This is a genomic window from Providencia vermicola, assembly GCF_020381325.1.
Lineage (GTDB): Bacteria > Pseudomonadota > Gammaproteobacteria > Enterobacterales > Enterobacteriaceae > Providencia > Providencia vermicola.
Genome location: NZ_JAGSPI010000008.1, coordinates 102134 through 123589 on the forward strand (window position 1 = coordinate 102134; position 21456 = coordinate 123589).

Here is a 21456-nt window from a genome sequence, read left to right on the forward strand (position 1 = left end):
GTATGTTGAAAATAAGGCGAATAAGCCAACGTGAAAACCAATTAAAAGATTGGGAGAAACAGTACCAAGTAACAGCAATCCTTAATAAAGATAATATCGGAAAACGTTATTTTAAAATAGGTTTAAAAAATGATGACCAGCAAATTCAATTGGTTATTGATGTGCATGGCTGGTGCCAACACCGTTGGCCTCATTTAGCCCATTACGCATGGGACGCAGTAGATAATCAAAGTATGTGCGAGATATTTAAATTTGAAAATGATAATAAACCTTTTTTTGCCCCTGCGTTTTACTGTTATTCCGTGGATGTTGTTAACAACAGTAAGATTGAAAGGTTTGGTTTATCCGTATTCGAAGATCAGCTTGGTACGGTAATTTTAGAGGTTCCATTTGAAGGGTTACCAGCTCGAAATCTTGCACATTATTCCTATGGCAATCTATTACTCTCCATGGATTGGGTTTTAGGATACAGCTATATCAGCGCATCATTATTAGGCTCTTTAGCGTTAGGTGATGTGCTGTGTATTCAACAATTAACATTGAATATGACAATCGCAGGGCAAATATTTGCACGGTTTCAAAAACAAGATGAGGGGGTATTTATGATTGAAGAACTTATTTCGACTGAACATGATGAAAATAACATACATGCTGCGGCAGATTATCAGGATGAAGTTATTCGCCCATTTAATATTAACGAGATGAATATTAAATTGAGCTTTGTATTAGGAAGTACAGATATTAAAGTTAATGAATTGCAGAATATACAATTGGGAACTGTTTTTTCAATTGGTGAAAATAAAGAGCGAGAAGTTAAAGTCTATGCGAATAAACAATTCATTGCAGAGGGTGAGTTGATTTATATTGGAGATAGTGATGACCTTGGTTTAGAAATTACTCGCATTATTAGCCTTGGTGATAAAAGAGTTTAATATGCCAACCGTTCCACAAGAAATTCCATTATTAGCGTTAATTGCATTTTCGACTTTACTCCCTTTTTTGATTGCAGCGGGAACCTGTTATTTAAAAATATCCATTGTATTGGTTATGGTACGTAATGCGATGGGGGTACAACAAGTGCCCTCAACGATGGTATTAAATGCTATTGCGTTATTATTATCTATTTTTGTCATGATGCCAGTTTTACAAGATGTCAATAATTATATGCGCCAAGAAAATGTGGATTTTAGCAATATAGAATCTATTGATCATTTTGTGGATGACGGATTAGGGCGTTATAAAACCTATTTGCAGAAATATTCAGACCCTCAGTTAGTGACTTTTTTTGAGTCTATTCAGCAAGGGCGTAGCGAGGACGAAATTAGTGCGGATGCTACTGCACCGACACTTTTTTCACTGTTACCTGCTTATGCATTAAGTGAAATTAAATCGGCTTTTCAAATTGGTTTTTATATTTATTTGCCTTTTGTTGTTATTGATTTAGTCATTTCCAGTATTTTACTGGCACTGGGCATGATGATGATGAGCCCTGTGACAATATCGGTACCCGTAAAATTAATTCTTTTTGTGGCGATTGATGGTTGGACTCTGATTTCTAAAGGGTTGGTGATGCAATATTTTGAATTAGCACAACATTGACGCGAGGTAATGAGATGGATGAGATTGTCTATGCCAGTAATAAAGCAATGTTATTGATTGTTATTTTATCGGCGATCCCAGTCATTGTTGCTACGGTTGTTGGGTTATTAGTGGGACTAATTCAAACAGTCACGCAGCTTCAAGAACAGACTTTACCTTTTGGTGTGAAGCTATTAGCGGTATTTGGTTCTTTATTTATGATCTCTGGCTGGCTAGCCGACAAAGTGATGAATTACGCTATTGAGGTCATTACAACTGCAATTCCCGCGGTGGGGCTATTTTAATGAGCCAGGAGTTGATTTCGTTGGCGTCATACTTATTTTTTCTCTTTCAACAGGGACTCATTAAGTTGGCACTTGCGTGGTTACGAATTGCCCCAGTGATGTTTTTTTTACCTTTTTTGAGTAATAAGCTGCTTAATAGTGGCATTATAAAAAACTGTGTCGTTGTGTACTTAGCTTTAGGCTTATGGCCTTTTTTCTCCGCAGCAGAAGTACAGTGGCAACAAGTTGGATTAACTGAAATTTTTCTTTATGAAATCACAATTGGTTTGGTGCTCGCCTTTATATTAGGTTTACCCTTTATGATAGCGAATATTATCGGGGAATTAATTGATACTCAACGAGGGGAAACTATCAGTAGTATCGTCGACCCCGCTAGCGGGGCGGAAGCATCGGAACTCGCTGTTTTCTTAAGCTATATTGTCTGCATGGTTTTTTTAGCCCAAGGTGGTATGTACCAGCTATCAATAATTTTTGCACAAAGCTATTACTTATTGCCTTTGGGGCAGGGGTTCTCTTCATTTAATAGCTTACCCCTAGGTGAATGGCTGAATAATATGGTTGTAAAGGGGGTTATTTTAGCTGCACCCATTATTGTGACATTATTTATTACTGAAGTTGCTTTAGGGTTATATTCACGATTTTGTCCACAATTAAATGCATTTTCATTATCTTTAGCAATAAAGTCGACTATCGCATTTATTGTATTTTTACTTTATTTCCAAAATGAAGTGCCTGACATTTTAGTCAATATGATTTCATTATCACCATTATCAAAAGTGTTCCTCTCAACGTAATAAATTTTAATAGGGGGAAAGGGTATGGCAGAGAAAACAGAAAAACCAACCGACAAAAAAATAAAAGATTCAGCAAAGAAAGGGCAGAGCTATAAAAGTAAGGACTCGGTAGCGGCTATTGTACTGGTTGTCAGTGCTTTTGTTTTTGAAGGAATAACAAATTTAAATGATTTAGCAATATTAACTAAAAAAATATTAATTTCACCAGCGAATATTCATATTGATACTTTGTTATGGGAGTTTTTCACTATTTTTATTCGTGTGCTATTACCCGTTTTATTAGCCTGTTTTTTAGCAGGAACGCTGATCTCATTATTACAGAGCCGATTTAGGTTGGCGACAGAAGCGGTAAAAATTGATTTCACAAAGCTTAATCCTATAGCGGGATTTAAAAAAATATTCTCACTTAATTCATTAAAGGAATTAGTAAAAGCCTTCTTATATTTGATTGTTTTTGCTATTTCTGCGGGCGTCTTTTTTTATTTCTGGCGCCACGAAATTTTTATGCTTTATCGCACGGTACTAGATGGCATGATACAGCAATGGGTCAATCTATCAACGACATTCATTGTGGTCTTTTTAGCGGTTGCGCTTTTGATCATCGTTATTGATATGATCACGGAGTTTTTCCTATTTATTAAGAATTTAAAGATGGAAAAACAGGAGGTTAAAAAAGAGTATAAGGATAATGAAGGCGACCCTCATATTAAGAGTGCACGTCGGAGCATACATCAAGAGTTATTATCTGAAGAAGTTAAATCAAATGTGCGTAACTCAACATTCGTTATGGCAAACCCAACGCATATTGCATTACTCATTTATTATGACCCTGATATCGCACCGCTACCGTTTTTATTTTCTAAAAGTAGAGGGTTACAAGCAAAAGCGATCATCAAATATGCCGAAAAACAGGGAGTGCCTGTTGTTAGAGATATTCCTTTAGCAAGAAAAATTTGGCGAAATTATAAAAAAGATAGGTTTATTGATGAAACTGGATTAGAAGAAATCATGAATATTGTTTCGTGGCTAATTCGGGTTGAGCTTATTCGCATGGGGGTAGATATTGATAATCTACTCGAGAAAGAAAATGATAAATAAATGACTAATTTATAAAGTAAGGCGAATAATAAATATAAATTAATAAATAAAATCGTTTTTTTAAAGCGGAGGTTTTTTTGATTAATTATTATGGAAATAAGTTTATTTTTTCATCATATATTAAATTTTAACGTAAAGGTAAATATATGAATAATACACAGCATTTAGAGGAGAAAAATGTCGATATGGAAGCATTGCTCGGAAATATTACTACTGCTTTGATGGAAGGTTCGACTTACAAAGATATTCATGGGATCCCACAAAGCACAATGGATGGCATTTATTCTTATGCTTATGAATTTTATCAGCAGGGTAAATTAAAAGAGGCCGAAACCTTTTTTCGTTTTTTAAGTATCTATGATTTTTATAACACTGACTATGTTATGGGGCTAGCGGCTGTATATCAGTTAACTAAGCGTTATGAAAAGGCAACAGAATTATATGCCTTGGCTTTTGTGCTAGCTAAGAATGATTATCGTCCTTTATTCCATGCTGGCCAATGCAATTTAATGATGAAAAAAGCCAGCGCAGCAATTCATTGTTTTGAGAGTGTTTTAGAAAGTAGTGCTGATGTGGATTTACAGAAAAAGTCACAGGCTTATTTAACTGCTTTAAAGCAAAACGTTTAAAAATGACTCAGAGAGATCTCCAAATGGTTGATATTTCAGATATTGGCAATAGCGCGCGAATTAAAAATATTCACACTTTTTTGCAAGGTAACAACCCATTAGCGCTAAGTGAAGATATTACAAAATCAGCACTTGCTTTAGAAGAAGCATGTGGCGAGCTGGTTTCTTCAGAGCAAACAAAGCGCGCTCGAATAGAAGGTTCACCACAACTGAGTAAGCCAAAGATGGCGAGAGCATCACAAGGAACTCAACCCGAAAGTAGCGTGAATTCAAAGACGTTATTCATTGAAACGTTTTCAACAATTCGGCGTCTATTGCACGAAGGTAATCTTGGTGAGTTAAGTAATCGTTTACAACTTTTAAACCTTGAATCGGCCTCTTTACGGGAGCAAGGGCAGTCATTGCTAGATTCTTTTGCGAAATCAACAGAAAAAATGCGTGATATTGGAATGCAACTTGTTGATGTTAAAGGGAAACTAGACTTAGCAAAAAATACGCTAGTCGGTACTCAAAATTTATCACAGAACCATCAGCTTTCTGTAGTAAATAATCTAAAAGAAATTACGAGTATTAAAAAACAATTGCAGGATAGCGAACAACGACTAGCGCAAATTAATACCCTTGAAAAACCGATTACGGAAGCTATTTATCAAGAGGAAGTTGCGCTTGAAAGAGAAATAGGTGTACTCGCTAATAAGCTGACTGAGCTAACCAATGAACAGAGCATCTTAGAAAGTACAGAGGGTGCTTTTAAAAGCGAAATCGAAACACTTACTCAAAATGCTCATCAACTTCAAGATAGGTTTGAGGTGCTTTTAGATAAGGAAGCTGAGTTAGCGAAAATTGCCGATAATGATAGCCAAAAATTAAATGCTTTTATGGAAACAGCGCCTAGGCCCGTCGAGGTTGATGGTGAGAAGTGGGAAAACACGTTAGCCCTTTTAACGATGCTAACAGCGCAACTTAAAAAGGCGATGAATGAAGATTCAATCCGCAATATGAAAGAGCAAGAAGCGGTAATGATGAAAATCAATGAAGCCTCTCGTAAAGACTCTGATGCAAAAGCCAAAGAGGCTGCTGAGTCTGAGCGTAAAGCCGCAGATGCCAACAAAGCGGCATCGTGTGCCAGCAAAATTTTCAGTTATGTGCTTTTAGCCGTTTCAGTCATTGCCACCGTGGCGTCTTTCGGAACCGCAGCTCCCTTAACCCTTGCAATAGCTGCTATTGGTATCGCGATGGCAGTAGCCGACATTGTATTGGAAGAAACAGGGCATGGGAGCTTGATGCAGATGCTTGCCAATGAAATATCTTCAGCAGTGACAGATATGTTAATTAGTTTTGGTGTAGATGAAGATAAAGCCAAACAAATTGGCAGTATCGTCGGCATGATTGTCGCCGCCATCGCTTTCTTGGCAATTTCGCTGCTTTCTATGGGATCGATGATAAAAAACCTCGTGAGTACGGTAAAAAATGCGGCTCAGTTGTTGCTTAAGAATGTGGGTTCTTTGCTTAAAAACACAATTAAAGCCATGCCAAAAAGTTTAACCAATGCGTTGGGAAATATTGCGACTAACACGGCAAAAGTGACAGATTCCGTAGCTGACGGTGCAGACAGCATGGTGAAATTATCAACGCTAGCGAAACTATCGGATAAGTTTGATGACGCGAGTAATATCGCGAAAAGTGTCAATCAGGCTGCGAGCAAGGTAGATAAATCCTCAGGCTTTATTTCACTTGGTGGGCAAATGGTGAAGGTCAGCGATCCCGTGGCGGATAGCGCAGATAGTGTGGTGAAGTTAACCAAATTGACGAAGTTAGCGGATAAGTTTGATGATGTAAAAGGGGTTTCTAAGTCGGCTAACCAAGTCACGAACAAAATAGATGATGTATCAGACACGGCGTCATCGACAGAAAAGCTCACTAAAGGTGTCAAAAGTCAGAGTGCAACGATGGCGCGTGTTGAAGTAGGGATGAAAGCAACAGGGGCTGGGCTGACAGTCACGAATGCTGCGACAACGGGAGGCCTTCGTTTGAATTCAGCTGCACATATTCGTGATATGAAAGAGATGTTAGCAGGAATGATGCTAAATAATGAAACCATTCAATCGTTAACTGAACTGCTTAATACCCTTATTAAAGCCATGTCAAAAAACAGTGAGCAATTTGATGAAATGTTCATGGGCATGATGACGTCTCTAAAGCAATCTGGCGATAATAAAGTCGATATATTAAAAACAGCTCGATTTGCATAATTTTAAAGGAAAACAAATGGATATCAAAAATTCTAAAATACAAGCTAGCATGATCAATAGTTTGGGTTTAATGCAGCCACCTGTTACACAAGACGGGCCAAATGCATCAACTGTAGAGAGTTGCAAAGAAATCAGTTTGCTGAATGTTCCGTCTGTTGACGTTGAGTTTAACACTGAAAAACCAGCCTTAAAATTGGCAACTAAAAAGGTTGATGATGAGCAATTATCCAGTGTATTAGGGCAATTTGCTTTATCCAATCAACCAATTCCTGTACAGGTTTTTGATGAAAATAAAGCGGTTTTTGAAAAGGTTTTTCAACATGTAACGCCATTAGATGTCGCTGAAATTAAACAATTACCACAGATTGTGAGTGCTATTTATAAAGAGGTACTCAATAATCAGGTTACGGTTACAGAGGGATCTAACGAGGTTAAGTCGGTTAACGAGGCAAAATCTAGCCAGTTTGTTGGTATTGTGAGTAGCGATATTCTACTTGAGTTGGCTAAGATCATCCGCAAAGTACTAAGTGAATTGAATATTTCAGACCGCAAAATTAGTGCAGATTTCTTAATGCTGAATGCCAAGATGGTGGAAGCCGCGGCAGAGTCGACCATAAAAGAAGGTAAAGAAATGATGATCGGCGCATTAGCGGGTTTTTGTACTTCGATGGCCATCAGTATGGCGGGGGCTGGGTTCCAATTAAAATCACTGCGCACTCAGAATCAGTCAATTAAAAATAATTTAGTGAAAGGCAATCAAAATAATTCCGTTGCTGATCGTTTAGGTGAATTAAACAAAAGTAGCAATCCATTAGCAAAAAGTCATTCATTGAGCTTAAAAGGTAAGGATGGCCAGGCAATAGATATGGTGGATAACCCAAGTGCATCTCAGCAAGCCACGGCAAGTCAACGGACAGCGGAATCTGCCCTACGAACGAATAAGCTTGGTCAAGCCGAATATCAAAAACATGACCAAGTGATGAACAGTGAGCGAACAAAAAGTAGTATCGCGGAACAAGGTGCTCGCTTAGCGGATAACGCAGGTCAAATGGCGACTTCGGCAAACCAAATTAATGTCAAAGAAGAAGAAGCCAATAAAATGCAGCAGCAGTCCGTGGCAGATATTGCTCGTTCAGTTTCTGGTGATAAAGATAAGCAGGTCGACAAAGATAGAGACTTAGTGAAACAGATGAATGAGCATTTGCGTGAAATTCGAGAAGGCCAGTTAAGGACTTTTCAAAGTGTTGTAAGGGGATAGTGATGGAAATTGTATCACAGAGAAATTATGCCAATACAATACCTGCGAACATGGCTGGGAAAATGCCAGAAAATCATCGTTCTCAGGTTAGTGAAAATATTAATATGGATATTTTAGCCGATCCTTATGAGCAAGGCGTTCAGTTTGCGAAAGATCTTGGGTTTTCTTTTAGTCCAGCGAACTTTCGTGAAAATATGGTGAGCTCTGATTTAGATAAAATTAAAGCACAAGGGCAAGCGGCTAAACGTGAGCTCAGCTATACCGATGATTTAGTAAACGGTTTGCGAACGAAAAGAAGCGTCACGGAAGAAAAGCTCGAAGATGGGCGCCCGCATATAAAGAGTGTGAGTGATCTCATTGAAAATATCCATTCAGGCTATCAAAAACAGTACGGTAAAGTGATAAAAGGTGCAACAGAGTTCATGCAAGACATGAATACTGCATTGGGTAAGATAAGTAGCCATATACAAGCAGGCAGCGACGGGAAAATAAAGTTTAACGGTAAAGCGGCTATATTAGATATTGATAAAACAGTAAGTAAGTATGCAGGATTAGGCTTCTGGGAGGATACGAATCACAAGCCCTCATTAGATAATTTTTTTGGAAATTGGGAAGCTAACATCTCTAATGCTAAGCTTATTATCCAGATACCTGAAACAAAAGGTGCATTGGATTTTTGGGAGAAAAAGCTCTCAGGGCAAGGTTTTATTGTTAAAGGTAATGGAACAAACATAAATATTTATCCTAACTTTAAGCCTATTAAGGAAATTTATTCGAGTATTAAAAATATTTCTATTGAATGGCGACATGATAATATTATGGTTCAAGAGTTTCAAAGTTTACAAACAGCGATAGATAGCCAAAAGAATGCAATTAATAGCAGCGTGTCTAGACTACTAGAAACTTTTCGTCAAGATAACAGCCATTTTGAAACATTAGTTCAATTGTTAATTCAATTAGTGAAAGATTTAAATCAGAATAATAGTTCTCTAGTCAATATGTAACTAATCAGAATTAAAAGTCACTAAAATTCAAATCATAATTTATTGTGAGGGTATCTCATGCATACAAGCGCGATCCATTCTAAATCCATTGAAGTACCAAGGATGATATCTGCTAATAACTCAGCATCTGTATCATCTAATATTTCGTCAATTCATTCTTCAGGAATGAAAGAGACATTACCACTGAACTCAGAAAAAAATGTGAGTACAGGCACGCCACTCATGAGAAAAGAGGAACTTCATCGTTTAAATAACCAAAAACAGGCCCAAAAAATTGCTCATCTATTAGGTGGTGATATTACTGTTGATATGGTTAAACATGCATTAAACTTTGATGGAATGGGGGATTTAAATCAGCAAGCTATGAATTATCGCCCAGAAAGTAGCTTGGTTGTTTTAACTTTACTGGAACCCCATGAAATGGAGGATGGGTTATTAGCATCAGCCGCTAAAATGGTGAAAGACTTGAACCAAACAACGAATGATACTTATAAAGTCATTCTTAAAAGTTCATTAAAACAATTTGATAAAAAACTTCAACAATCGTTATTTGGTATTAAAGGTGATAATTTTTTAATTATGAGTGAAAGGTTTAAAGAGATATATATTAAACCTAAATTTGAAAACATTTTAAAACCGTACTTATCCGAAAATATAATAAAACAGCTTTCGATGGATGATTGTTTACTCTCTTTGGAAAATAAACGTAAACAAGAAAAAATCTCGGTTTTAAATGACGCTTATCAAAAGGAAGGAAATACTCCATCTGTTGATAAAGCTCATTATATGCACAGCATGTTTAGCATATTGGAAGAAAGCTTAGAAATTATTAAGACATTAAAAACGACCGTTGATTGGCAAGAGCATTCTCCTCCCTCTAATTTAGAAAATTCGCCTTTACACGTAGCGGATGAAGTTGATGGAGCAGCGGGCTTACCTCAGTCCAAGACGTCATCACAGCATCATATATCAGGTAGTTATAATACAACGAATAACTATTACTTTAGTTCTCCACTCAGTGAAAATATCACAAAGATCAGTTATAAAGATCCTGAAGTGGATCACTCATCACCAGAAGAGTCTAAACCAACCAAGCAGAGCGAAGATCCCGTATTAGCACCTGTCAAAAATCAATTTATAGCGAAACTGCCGCGCACTATATTAAACCAATCCGCGAAAGAGCCGGAAGTGGATTACGAATTTCCAAAGGTGAATAACTCTATTTACCAGAGCAAGGGCTTTGTTGCGAGTACGCTGCGTGGTAACCAAGATACACAGGCAAAGGTAAAGTCAGGACGTCAATCGGCCAAACAAGATGCCATACAGCAGTTTTTACCTAAAAATGGTCATCTTTTAGGGAGCTACTTAAGAAATGGCGAAGTGCCCGCCAAAGTCACATTATCAACGGAGGGCGCATTAATACGTAGTCAATCGGATAAAGAAATTTATCGTGGCACACGTGAAGTAACAAAAGTGGTCGTAGATACAGCGTCTTATCTGCCGAATAGCGAGACTCCGGTGACATTAACGGAACGAGGCGCATTGACGCGCGATCAAAGCAAAAAAGATGCTTACACCACAGGCCAGTGAGGGGTTAAATGGATATTAAACCAAACAAGATTCACTGGTTATGGCTGTTGGAACAAATCCAGCAAATACGGACCTATTCAGGGATCACGAATAGCTACACTATGGATTCTGCACTGATCGTAGACGTACATATTGATTCGCTGGAAATGTTAGAGTTAATCACTGCTATTGAGCAATATACGGGGCAGGGAATTAATGATGAAACTTGGATGAAGTGGCGTTATTTACGCGATATCGTCGATTACCTTTCAAATGTTAAATAACACCAAAAGCCACTGGATATTTAAATAGTGGCTTTTTGCTTTTCATTTTCTGAGTTATTTCGCCTAATCTCATCATAAAAAGATGTCTTCTTGTTAATTGTTTATTATCTATCTTTATAAATAGAAATTTAATAATTGATTTTTTGAATATAAAATTTGAGATTAGTCATCGTTATATCAATAAGCTAACATCGAAATTAACTATTTTTTATAAAATAAAATTAACATTAATTTTTCATGCCTTGAAATCGATCACAAAATAAATGGTTCAATAAATGTAATGTTCGAAATAATAATTTCAATTTAAGGGGTTGAAATGGACGCTATTTCGAGCAGGTATCAATTCATTCAAAAAGTTGCTATAGATGCGGGGAAGCTGGCAGTTCTTTATTACCATCAACGTGGGCAATTAAATATTGAAAAGAAGCAAGGTGATGGGCAAGACCTTGTTACAGTTGCGGATAAAAACACAGAGAATTTTATTCGCGAAAAAATTAACCATCATTTCCCTGATGACGCCATTTTTGGTGAAGAAGGCGGTTTTTCTCAAGGAAAATCAGGCTATACCTGGGTGGTTGACCCAATCGATGGCACCAGCGCCTTTATTTTTGGCCTTGCATCTTGGTGTGTTTCCATCGCATTACTTGATGAGCACAAAAATACGGTGATTGCGGCGGTGTATGATGCCGTTCATGATGACCTATTTCATGCAATGCAAAACCATGGCTGCTATTGCAATGAAACACATGTGAATGTTAATCCAGTCCATTCTTTAAATTCAGGCTTATTAGGTGTGGGCATTTCAACTAGAATGTCACCTGAAACTATTATTCCATTTTTAGATAAGTTACTCCATGCGAACGGCATGTTTGTACGCAATGGCTCGGCGGCATTGATGTTAGCTTACGTTGCAGCAGGTCGACTGATTGGCTACTTCGAACCACACCTCAACTCTTGGGACTGCCTCGCTGGGTTGTTATTAATCCAAGAAGCAGGCGGCACAACCAATGATTATTCTTCGAACCCCGATTTTCTAATGAAAGGAGGCTATGTTTTAGCGTCAAGCCCTGATGTCTATCAGCAGCTTGATACGTTCCTTAAGTAATTAAAGACAAAATATTAAAATAATTAAGAACGATAAAAGGGCAATAAAATGAGTTCTAAACTTTCCTTTTTTGATATTAAAAGACTCCCGATTGGCAAGGTCCCTCTCTCTGTACAACGTGATTTATGGCTACGCAAATTTATGGAACCCTTTTTGGTGATGTGTCTCGCCTACACAGGGATCTACTTTCTACGCTATAACTTTAAAGCAGCAACACCATTTATTATTGAACAAACAGATTTTACGTTAAGTGATTTAGGTACAGTGGGGTTTGGTTTCTCCATTACCTATAGCTTAGGGCGGGTATTGCTTTCCTATTATATTGACGGGAAGAATACCAAGAAGATACTCAGTTTCTTGTTATTACTGTCCTGCGCATCTTCATTTGCCATTGGGATGTTCTTGTTGTCTTCAGGCCATTCACTGGGAATATTTATTTTCCTATGGGCACTCACTGGGTTATTCCAAGCACCTGGTGGGCCTTGCTCAAATTCAACCATTAACCGCTGGACGCCAAGAAAAAATCGAGGCCGTTATATTTCATGGTGGAATGCCTCTCATAATATTGGCGCAATCTTAGCAGGGCCAATTGCTTTATTTGGAATGGAATATGCATTCAATGGCAATGTTGCTGGGATGTTTATTTTCCCTATTTTATTTGCCGCTGTTATCGCAACTTTTGGCCTGTTTTTCGGGAAAGATGACCCATCGGAATTAGGGTGGAATACGCCAGAAGAGATTTTTGATGAGCCTGTGTCTAAAGCGGATACCGCGGCAGAGAGCATGTCAAAGCGTGATATTTTCGTCAAATATGTGCTGAAAAATCCCGCAGTCTGGTTTTTATGTTTTGCGAATTTATGTGTATATACCATTCGAATTGGCGTCGATAACTGGAGTGTGGCATACGTTAAAATGGCGCTAAATTGGGATGATATTTCTGCAATAGGAACGATTACTGCACTTGAACTCGGTGGGTTTTTAGGTTCACTGACATGGGGTTATGTCTCAGATAAAATGGGGGGAAGACGCGCGTTACTCGGCATGTTGTGTATGATTTCAGTGATTTTCCCATTGATAGCCTATCAGAACATGACCAGCGTTTGGGGGATTTACATCGCACTGTTTTTTGAAGGGTTCTTCATTTTTGGCCCTGTGATCCTGATTGGTATTTCTATCATTGGGTTTGCGCCAAAATGTGCGACAGCGGTGGTTAACTCAATCCCAGGTTTCTTTGGTTATCTGTTCGGTGACGGGATGGCAAAAGTACTCGTTTCACGCATTGCAGACCCAAAAGGTGATGGTATTTCATTAGGCGGTTTAACGCTACACGGTTGGTCAGATACCTTTTATTTATTATTTGCAGCAACAGCGGTAGGTATTGTGATGTTAGGTATTGTTGCCATTTATGAAGAACGGAAAATTCGTTTAGATAGAGCTGGATAATTTTTTCAAGTACTTAGCCTTTTGTGACATCAAATGTGCGAAAGGCTGTCACTTCTTTTTTGTATCATTTATTTTCTCTGCTTTTCAGTCATATAAAATTCATATTTCTATCATCAAGTGATAATGCTCACAAAATAGGATCACCTCGTTTGCTTAATTCTACGCGCGTAGACTATGCTTTAAGTAAATAAAATCACAAACTATATTGTCTTGATTAATCGGCTTTGCGCCAATACCAAGGGTTTATGACTATGGTCACACAATCAAATGTTGAGACTAATCAACAAGCTGCACAAGAGCGGTTAAATACTCCCGAAGGGAAGAAAGATTTCCGCCGAGCGATTTTCTCATGCTGGTTAGGGACAACCATGGAGTACGCAGATTTTGCTCTTTATGGTTTAGCGGCAGGTATCATTTTTGGTGATGTTTTCTTCCCTGATGCGACGCCGATTATGGCATTGCTCTCAAGTTTTGCCGCCTACTCTGTGGGGTTTATCGCACGTCCGATTGGTGCTCTGTTTTTTGGATGGCTCGGGGATAAACATGGCCGTAAGATGGTTATGGTCATCACGATTGCATTAATGGGGTTATCGACCACATTAATCGGTGCGATACCTAGCCATGCACAAATTGGTGTTTGGGCGCCAGTCTGTTTGGTTATTTTGCGATTTGCTCAAGGGCTAGGTGCGGGGGCTGAGTTATCGGGCGGTACCGTGATGTTAGGGGAATATGCGCCAGTAAAACGCCGAGGTTTGGTTTCTTCGATTATTGCGCTCGGCTCAAACAGTGGAACCTTACTTGCCTCCATGATTTGGCTGATCGTGTTACAAATGGACAAGGAAAGCCTGATGTCTTGGGGTTGGCGTATTCCGTTCCTCGGTAGCATTTTAATTGCGTTAGCCGCATTATTTATTCGCCAACATATGCGTGAAACTCCTGTATTTGAACGCCAAAAAGCACAGCTAGCGGAAGAACGACGTTTAGCCTTGGAATCTGATGCGGTAGCACATCCCGTTGATAATCGTTCATTTTGGCAGAAAACAAGGGCATTTTGGACGATGGTTGGCTTGCGAATTGGCGAGAATGGCCCATCTTACCTTGCTCAAGGTTTTATCATCGGTTATGTCACAAAAATATTACTGGTGGATAAATCGGTTCCGACTACCGCAGTGCTAATCGCATCAATTTTAGGATTTGCCATTATCCCATTTGCGGGTTGGTTATCGGATAGGTTTGGTCGCCGTATTATTTACCGCTGGTTTTGCTTTTTATTAATGCTGTACGCCGTGCCTGCATTTATGTTGTTGGATTCTCGTGAGCCAATGATTGTTATTCCAACCATTATTGTGGGGATGGGGTTAGCGTCACTTGGGATTTTTGGGGTGCAAGCGGCATGGGGGGTTGAATTGTTTGGTGTGCGTAACCGCTATACCAAAATGGCATTTGCGAAAGAACTCGGTTCCATTTTGTCGGGTGGGACGGCGCCACTGGTCGCCTCTGCATTACTGTCCTGGACAGGGCATTGGTGGCCAATTGCGATTTATTTTATGGGAATGGCGTGTATTGGGCTCGTGACAACATTCTTTGCACCAGAAACACGAGGCCGTGACCTGAACTTGCCGGAAGATGCAATATAAGTGGTATATAAAAGCCAGAACGACTGTTATTCTTTGCAGAGAATAAGGGCAATCGAATAAGGAATGCAGTGTGTCTGATGAGAATAACCGTAAAGTGACGCGAGTAGATGTTGCTCGTGAAGCGGGAACATCGGTTGCGGTGGTCAGTTATGTGATTAATAACGGCCCCCGCCCTGTAGCGGAAGCGACAAAACAAAAAGTGTTGGCTGCAATCAAGAAAACGGGGTATCGCCCCAATGGGATTGCAAAAGCGCTTGCATCAGGCAGTACGCAGACATATGGGTTAGTGATCCCCGATATCTCAAACCCTTTTCTGGCTTCGATAGCCCATGCGCTACAACGGGAAGCATTTAAACATGGGCACGTTTTACTACTTGGGGATGCGGGTGATTCAAGAGCACGCGAAAAAGAGCTGATCAACAACTTACTGTTACGGCAGGTTGAGGGATTGATTTATACCAGTGTTGATAGGCACCCTTATATTGACCTGATCCAGTCGTCAGGTACACCGTGCGTCATGCTCGATAGAGTAGAAGCTTCAGAAGGTGTTAGCACTATTCAAGTGAATGAGAAGCTGGCGGCTTTTAAGATCACCCACCATCTGATAGAACATGGATATAAAAAAATTGGCATTATTTGTGGGCCAAATGAAATGCTCAATACGCAAGACCGCTTGAGTGGCTGGCAAGAGGCATTGGCAACAGCAAACCTTCAAGTACAGCAAAAATGGATTTTAGCGGGGAACTATACGCGCGATTGGGGTTATCAGGCAATTTATCAAATGCAACAGGTTGGTTTGCCAGAAGCCATTTTTGCGACAAATGAATTACAGGCTTTCGGTTGCTTAAAGGCGTTAGCGGAGCTAAAAGTGCGTGTTCCTGAAGATATTGCACTGGTTTGCTTTAATGGCACAATTCAATCTGAATATACCGTTCCTACGCTGACAACAGTCCGTCAACCCGTTGATAAAATTGCCGAAAAAGCGATACAAATCTTACAAAACTGGCCATATAAAGAAGCCATTTGTGAGGTGGAGTTTGAATTACAGATTGGGCACTCTTGTGGGTGCTAACGATTTAATATTTCAGGGAAAATTATGCGTGTAATTATTGATTGCGATCCAGGTAATGGCATTGCAGGCGCGAATGTTGATGATGGGCTCGCACTTGCGCTTGCGATTGCGGCACCTGAAATCCAGTTAGACATGATCACGACGGTTTCAGGCAATACGCCAAGTCGCGTAGGGTATAATGTCGCCAGCCATTTGGTGCGTTTATTAAAGGAAAATATCCCTGTTTACCGAGGTGCATCATCCGCCCTAGTTGAAGCCAGTGCTCCATGGCGGGAGCAGCTAGATAATGGTGCGCAAAGAGCACAACTGACTCACCTATGGGACAACCTTCCTTCAGTGCCTGTGTTACCTGAATCGATTCCTGAAGCGGCTTTACGTATTGGTAAACGGGTTTGTGAAAATCCGAAGCAAATCACCATTATCGCCATAGGCCCACTCACTAATATTGCGATGGCGATGCAGTTATTTCCTGAATTTGCGGAAAATGTTGCTGAAATTATTATTATGGGAGCGGTTTTTAATGTGCCAGGTTATGTGAAAGACACAAACTTTGGCTTAGACCCAGAAGCGGCTCATGCAGTCTTAAACAGTGGTGCGAATATCACGTTAGTTCCTATGGATGTAACGGTGCAAACCCAGATGGTGCATAGCGACCTCGACAGGTTTGCTGAGCTCGCCTCGCCACTGAGCCAATTTCTGGTCAGTACTCTGCGCCCATGGATAGACTATTCGCGAGCAACGCGGCAACTTGAAGGCTGCTGGATCCACGATGTATTAACCGTGGCATGGCTATTGGATAAAAGCGTGGTGACTTATGAATTGCAACAAGTGGATATTGAGTTGCAGGGGGCGTTAAGAGGAAAAAGTTACCGCCTCGAGCCACTGCGACTACGCGTGGGGATCCCAGCGTTAAAAACTAAACCTATTAGAGTGTTGCAGTCAGTTGATAACCAAAAGTTATTAGCGTTAATTTTTCAAACCATAAAAAGCTATTCAACGAAATGATAGCGCCGATTGGCGCTATCAGACTACGGACAAACCGATTAGGTTTGACTGCAGGTTGGTTTTGAAAAAGACTAAGGAAAATCAATTCATTGATTTTCGGCTGATAACACAAAGCAGGAAAAACCACGCTTTTATCCTGCTTTGTCAACAACCTCATAGCGCCGATTGGCGCTATCTTGCATGAGTGCTATGCAACAGATTTTTGCATAACACCATGGGCAAGGTTACCTTTATGGAAGCTTGCATGTCTTGGTGAAATACGTGCGACGGCTTCAGCGGAGCAAGACGCATCAACCAACACGAAACTTGCATCATCTCCTTTTGCAGGCCACACCTGCGTTCCTTTTTCATCTAGCGGCAGAATGTTGCCTGTCGCGATTGCCAGTGAACGTGATAACGAAAGTTCGTCAGGGCGGGTATAAAGCTGTGCGTATAAATTGGCTTTTTCCAGCATATCCCCAAGGCCAAATGGCGACCAATGGTCAACCACGCTATCTGTTCCGGTCATCACAAATACACCATTTTTATTGAGTGTCTTCAGTGGCATATGCAGTGTGCCAATCGGCACTGTTGAGGCAATGGTGATTTGTTGTTCTGCTAGCTGTTTTGCCGTTTTTTCAGCTTGCTCTGGGCTCAGCGTTGCGAGAGCAAATGCATGGCTGATGGTGACTTTTCCACGTAAGCTACGGTTTTCATCCACAGTTTTGATCATGTACTCAATAGCGGCAAAACCCGCAGGGCTGGTTTCATGTAGATGAATATCCACGCCTTTGTTGTAATCCAAGGCGATTTGGAACATGGCATCAAGGGATTTTTCCATCGCCCCATCGACATTAGTCGGGTCTAAGCCACCGACATAATGAGCGCCTGCTTGCATAGCTTCACGCATTAATGGCACTGATTTAGAGAGTAAGAGCCCATGTTGCGGGAACGCGACAATTTCGCAGGTCAAATCTTGTTGATGTTCACCCAGTACTTTTTGTAGTGCCTCTAAATTTTTCAATCCAGAAACGGGTTCGATATTGCAGTGGCTGCGTGCAATGGTTGATCCTTGGGATTGGATCAAGTTGATCAGTGCGTGCGCTCTTTCTTCGGTGAAAGGTTGCAACTCGGGCAACATTTTTTGCTCAAGTGCGATCATATCCATAATCGTTTTTCCTTCACGGGAAGCAGGAGCTTGCCATGGGCCGCCATAGAAGGTCTTATCGAGGTGAATATGCATATCGCGAAATGCAGGTAACATCAATTTACCTTGTGCACTATAGGCATTTAAGGTGCTATTGGTATGTTGTTTATTCGGTAAAACCGCAACAATTTTACCTTGATCGATTTCAATGGTTTGCAAGGCCGTTTTCGTACCGATTACCGTTGAATCTCGGAAATTAAACCCTGTTTCAAGTAATACATCATCGAGGTAGTAGTGCTTGTCGGTGATGCTTGAAATAGCGGATTGCCCTGTGGGTTCATTTTGTGCATGGGCGATACTCGACATCGCGCCAAACAAGGTGCAAGCGGCAGCTACTTTTGCGCCTGTGGATAGGAACTCTCTTCTGCCGGATGGTCTTTCTGCTGTCATAGAAACTCCTTTTTTGGATGGCACTAACCGCCCAGATCATGTTCAAACGATCTGGGAGATTATTAAACTGCGAGACGGATAAGACATTCGCGGATCCTAATGAAGCGATCAGCGAACCCAATGTTTATCCTTTAACGATGTGGGTACCTGTTTCACCGCGTAAGGCTTCAGGTAATTTTTCAGGGGTAGTGATAATCACGCGCTTACCGCCGTTAGCAATAAACGATAGGCTTGCTTCAATTTTTGGCAGCATGCTACCCGCAGGGAAATGCCCCTCTTCCATATAGCGTTGCATATCGCTGGTGGAGGTTTCACCAAGGGCTTTTTGCTCAGGTTTACCGAAGTGAATACACACTTTTTCAACACCTGTTGTGATGATCAAAATATCTGCATTCAGTTCTTTTGCGAGTAGCGTTGTTGATAGGTCTTTATCAATTACTGCATCAACGCTTTTGTATCCACCATTTCCATTATCAATGACAGGGATACCACCACCGCCAGCAGCAACGACGACATAATCGTGCTCTGTTAAGGTGCGAATGGCTTTTGATTCAATCACTCGCTTTGGTTCTGGAGAGGCAACAACACGGCGATAACCACGGCCAGAGTCTTCCACAAAATGCCACGTTGGATTAGTTTGTTGCAATTCGTTGGCTTGTTCTTGCGTGAAGAATGCACCAATTGGCTTTGTTGGGGCACTAAAGTTCGGGTCGTTTTTATCCACTTCCACTTGCGTGACAACCGTAATCGCTTGGCGATTATGGCGCTTCGCAAGGACGTTAGTGAGTGCTTGCTGAACTAAATAGCCGATCCCACCTTGTGTGTCTGCAACACAGTTAGCGAGCGGTGTTAATGGCAAACCTTCGGTTTCGTGCGCAATTTCAGCACGACGCAAATCCAGCCCAACTTGAGGTCCATTTCCATGAGTTAAAACAATGTTGTAATCGCCTTCAAGCATGTCGCTAATATGGTGCGCGACTTCTTGAACCGCTTTTTCTTGAGCTTCGATAGACTGGCTGTTGTTATCTTTGATAATACTGTTGCCCCCGATGGCAACAACCACGAGTTCTTTCATTGTTAATATTTCCTGATACAGAGAGTTCGGATAGTAGGTGTGCAGCACACACCTACTAGGCAAGGTTGGCTACGTTACACTGACTTGCTGAGCTTCTCAGACTTTTCAGCTTGTTGTTCTTCAACCGATTTACGGCTATCTAAAAAATGCTTGAGTACAAATAAAGCCGCCATCATGAGGTAAGCGTAAACAAACATCAAGGTTGAACCGGTTGCAATTCCTACCGCTGGGGAGTGAATAATTCCAAAGAACACTAATATTGCACCTGCAGCCGCGGCAATCGCACCACGTAATGGTTGATTGAGGATGGCGAAGATAGCAATACAGCCCCACAACATACTGGCTAATGGTGCGCCGTTACCTAAATGAACAAGTCCTTGGTAATAAACGCCTTTGTGTAATAGAACTTTAGTACCTATCGCACTTGCAGAGGTGCCTGCAGCGCCCATTACACTGTTCACCATGGTCAGTGCCCAGTTGGCAATCCATGGGAATAAACAGATAAAGATGACAGGGACTTCCACTTTTGGCGTTTCTCGCACCACTTGGTTTGCGGTAACGACCCCGATGAATACCAGAATTGGCACGATAGCGGTCATTGGGATGATAGCTAACATAAATGCACCAATACCGAATAATGGCACGATAAACATGGTGATACCTGATGCTAAGGTATAACCCACGCTTGCGCCCATTGCTTTCCAACCGGCGTGGCCCACATAAACAGTGACAGGGAATGGGTTACCCATAAAGCAACCAACTGTGGAAGATAAACCGTTCGCTAACATGACTTTACGTGTGTTGTACTCATCACCTGCCGCGTGCGCACTTTCAATGTTTTCAAGGTCAAAGATATAGTTTGCTAAGCCCAATGGTACCGCGGATGCTAAGTATGGCAGTGCGTGTGGTAAGCCTTGGAAGAAGCTATCAATGTGGATACCTGGAGGGTTAAAACCAAATGACGCCATAGAGTCTTTAATCGCTTCGGCACTTTGTAAGCCAGAAACCCATGCTAATACAGTACCTGCGATTAACAGCAGTAAACCTGTTGGAACGCGAGCAAAGATAGGCTTTTTACCGAACCAGTTAATGAAGATTAACAGTAAAACCACAAAAGAAACGGTCGGTGCTTCAAACGCTTGCAGCATTGGGTTCATCGCTAGAAGCAGTAAACCTAAGCCAGACAAACAAGATAACAGCACGGTACGTGGGATCATCTTACGGATAGTTTCACCTAAGAAGGAACCACCCACTAAGATCATTGATTCTACAAAACACCAAACCAAGGCGATTTGAATGGCAAACTCGGCATTCTGCGTGGTTTGGTACACGGGCATGATAACTAAGAAAGTTACGGTGAAGATGGACGGCGCACTTGGGCCAGAAGGCAGTGCGGTCACATCATTACGACCCGTTTGTTTGATCATTTGCTGACCAAAGTAGGCATAACTGATGCTGGCGAGTAAAACGGCGAAGCCAAAAGCGGGAGCGATGCGGCCGTAAACAATTTCGGATGGGATCCCAACGACGAAAATTAATAAGCCCATCATGGTGAGGAGGTTGGTCAGGTTATTGGTCATTAGGCCGAAGTAGGCCGCCAAGTCACCGCGTTTCCATTTGATATTAAATATACTCATTTTAAGTATTCCCCTGTATACCCGTCATTACCCTTCATACTTTAAGCTGCAACTGCGTTGGCTGCTCTCGGCTACACAGGTCACATACTGGTGTATGCTCCCTGAGATATCCTCGTTTGCCGCCTTGCTGCAACT

19 protein-coding genes are annotated in these 21456 nt (G+C 40.9%); 16 read left to right on the forward strand and 3 right to left on the reverse strand.

The features are described from left to right. Positions 1–2 precede the first annotated feature (2 nt). The 16 genes from KDJ85_RS13070 (at position 3) to KDJ85_RS13145 (ending at position 17033) form a co-directional block, all read left to right on the forward strand. Positions 3–932, forward strand: a complete 930-nt coding sequence (locus KDJ85_RS13070) for a FliM/FliN family flagellar motor switch protein (protein ID WP_225820042.1) — start codon at positions 3–5, stop codon at positions 930–932. Between the two features lies 1 nt (position 933). Further along, entirely contained in the window at positions 934–1599 is a 666-nt protein-coding gene (locus KDJ85_RS13075; protein ID WP_225820043.1) for an EscR/YscR/HrcR family type III secretion system export apparatus protein, read from the forward strand. A gap of 14 nt (positions 1600–1613) precedes the next feature. Continuing rightward, the gene (gene sctS, locus KDJ85_RS13080; protein ID WP_219245301.1) at positions 1614–1883 is read left to right on the forward strand and encodes a type III secretion system export apparatus subunit SctS; all 270 of its coding nucleotides are present in this window, start codon (positions 1614–1616) and stop codon (positions 1881–1883) included. After that, positions 1883–2677: a type III secretion system export apparatus subunit SctT gene (gene sctT / locus KDJ85_RS13085; RefSeq protein WP_225820044.1), complete on the forward strand. Its 795-nt coding sequence runs from the start codon at positions 1883–1885 to the stop codon at positions 2675–2677. Before sctS ends, sctT begins: the two co-directional genes overlap by 1 nt. 24 nt (positions 2678–2701) lie before the next feature. Continuing rightward, positions 2702–3775 carry an EscU/YscU/HrcU family type III secretion system export apparatus switch protein gene (locus KDJ85_RS13090; RefSeq protein WP_225820045.1) on the forward strand — a complete coding sequence of 358 codons (1074 nt, stop codon included), beginning with the start codon at positions 2702–2704 and terminating at the stop codon, positions 3773–3775. A 146-nt stretch (positions 3776–3921) separates the two neighbouring features. Then, the gene (gene sicA, locus KDJ85_RS13095) at positions 3922–4404 is read left to right on the forward strand and encodes a type III secretion system translocator chaperone SicA (protein ID WP_263974621.1); all 483 of its coding nucleotides are present in this window, start codon (positions 3922–3924) and stop codon (positions 4402–4404) included. A gap of 23 nt (positions 4405–4427) precedes the next feature. After that, complete coding sequence (sctE, locus tag KDJ85_RS13100) at positions 4428–6656, forward strand: type III secretion system translocon subunit SseC family protein (RefSeq protein WP_225820046.1); 2229 nt, start codon at positions 4428–4430, stop codon at positions 6654–6656. Positions 6657–6672: 16 nt separating this feature from the next. Beyond that, entirely contained in the window at positions 6673–7914 is a 1242-nt protein-coding gene (locus KDJ85_RS13105) for an IpaC/SipC family type III secretion system effector (protein WP_225820047.1), read from the forward strand. Positions 7915–7916: 2 nt separating this feature from the next. Continuing rightward, the gene (locus KDJ85_RS13110) at positions 7917–8918 is read left to right on the forward strand and encodes an IpaD/SipD/SspD family type III secretion system needle tip protein (protein ID WP_225820048.1); all 1002 of its coding nucleotides are present in this window, start codon (positions 7917–7919) and stop codon (positions 8916–8918) included. A 57-nt stretch (positions 8919–8975) separates the two neighbouring features. Then, a complete protein-coding gene (locus KDJ85_RS13115; RefSeq protein WP_225820049.1) occupies positions 8976–10508 on the forward strand; it encodes a hypothetical protein in 1533 nt (510 codons plus the stop codon). Between the two features lie 8 nt (positions 10509–10516). Then, on the forward strand, positions 10517–10771 hold the full coding sequence (locus KDJ85_RS13120; RefSeq protein WP_225820050.1) for an acyl carrier protein: 255 nt from the start codon (positions 10517–10519) through the stop codon (positions 10769–10771). Between the two features lie 316 nt (positions 10772–11087). Beyond that, complete coding sequence (locus tag KDJ85_RS13125) at positions 11088–11876, forward strand: inositol monophosphatase family protein (RefSeq protein ID WP_225820051.1); 789 nt, start codon at positions 11088–11090, stop codon at positions 11874–11876. Between the two features lie 48 nt (positions 11877–11924). After that, positions 11925–13319 carry a hexose-6-phosphate:phosphate antiporter gene (uhpT, locus tag KDJ85_RS13130; RefSeq protein WP_225820052.1) on the forward strand — a complete coding sequence of 465 codons (1395 nt, stop codon included), beginning with the start codon at positions 11925–11927 and terminating at the stop codon, positions 13317–13319. 251 nt (positions 13320–13570) lie between these two features. Beyond that, a complete protein-coding gene (locus KDJ85_RS13135) occupies positions 13571–14956 on the forward strand; it encodes an MFS transporter (RefSeq protein WP_377210625.1) in 1386 nt (461 codons plus the stop codon). A 70-nt stretch (positions 14957–15026) separates the two neighbouring features. Continuing rightward, on the forward strand, positions 15027–16028 hold the full coding sequence (locus KDJ85_RS13140; protein WP_225820054.1) for a LacI family DNA-binding transcriptional regulator: 1002 nt from the start codon (positions 15027–15029) through the stop codon (positions 16026–16028). A 24-nt stretch (positions 16029–16052) separates the two neighbouring features. Then, entirely contained in the window at positions 16053–17033 is a 981-nt protein-coding gene (locus KDJ85_RS13145) for a nucleoside hydrolase (RefSeq protein ID WP_225820055.1), read from the forward strand. A 187-nt stretch (positions 17034–17220) separates the two neighbouring features. On the opposite strand, the gene KDJ85_RS13150 is transcribed toward KDJ85_RS13145, so the two are convergent. From KDJ85_RS13150 to KDJ85_RS13160, 3 genes are all read right to left on the reverse strand, one after another. Continuing rightward, a complete protein-coding gene (locus KDJ85_RS13150; RefSeq protein ID WP_225820056.1) occupies positions 17221–18609 on the reverse strand; it encodes an amidohydrolase family protein in 1389 nt (462 codons plus the stop codon). A gap of 124 nt (positions 18610–18733) precedes the next feature. After that, positions 18734–19684, reverse strand: a complete 951-nt coding sequence (locus tag KDJ85_RS13155) for a carbamate kinase family protein (protein ID WP_225820057.1) — start codon at positions 19682–19684, stop codon at positions 18734–18736. A 74-nt stretch (positions 19685–19758) separates the two neighbouring features. After that, a complete protein-coding gene (locus tag KDJ85_RS13160; protein ID WP_225820058.1) occupies positions 19759–21321 on the reverse strand; it encodes a permease family protein in 1563 nt (520 codons plus the stop codon). Positions 21322–21456: the final 135 nt, after the last annotated feature.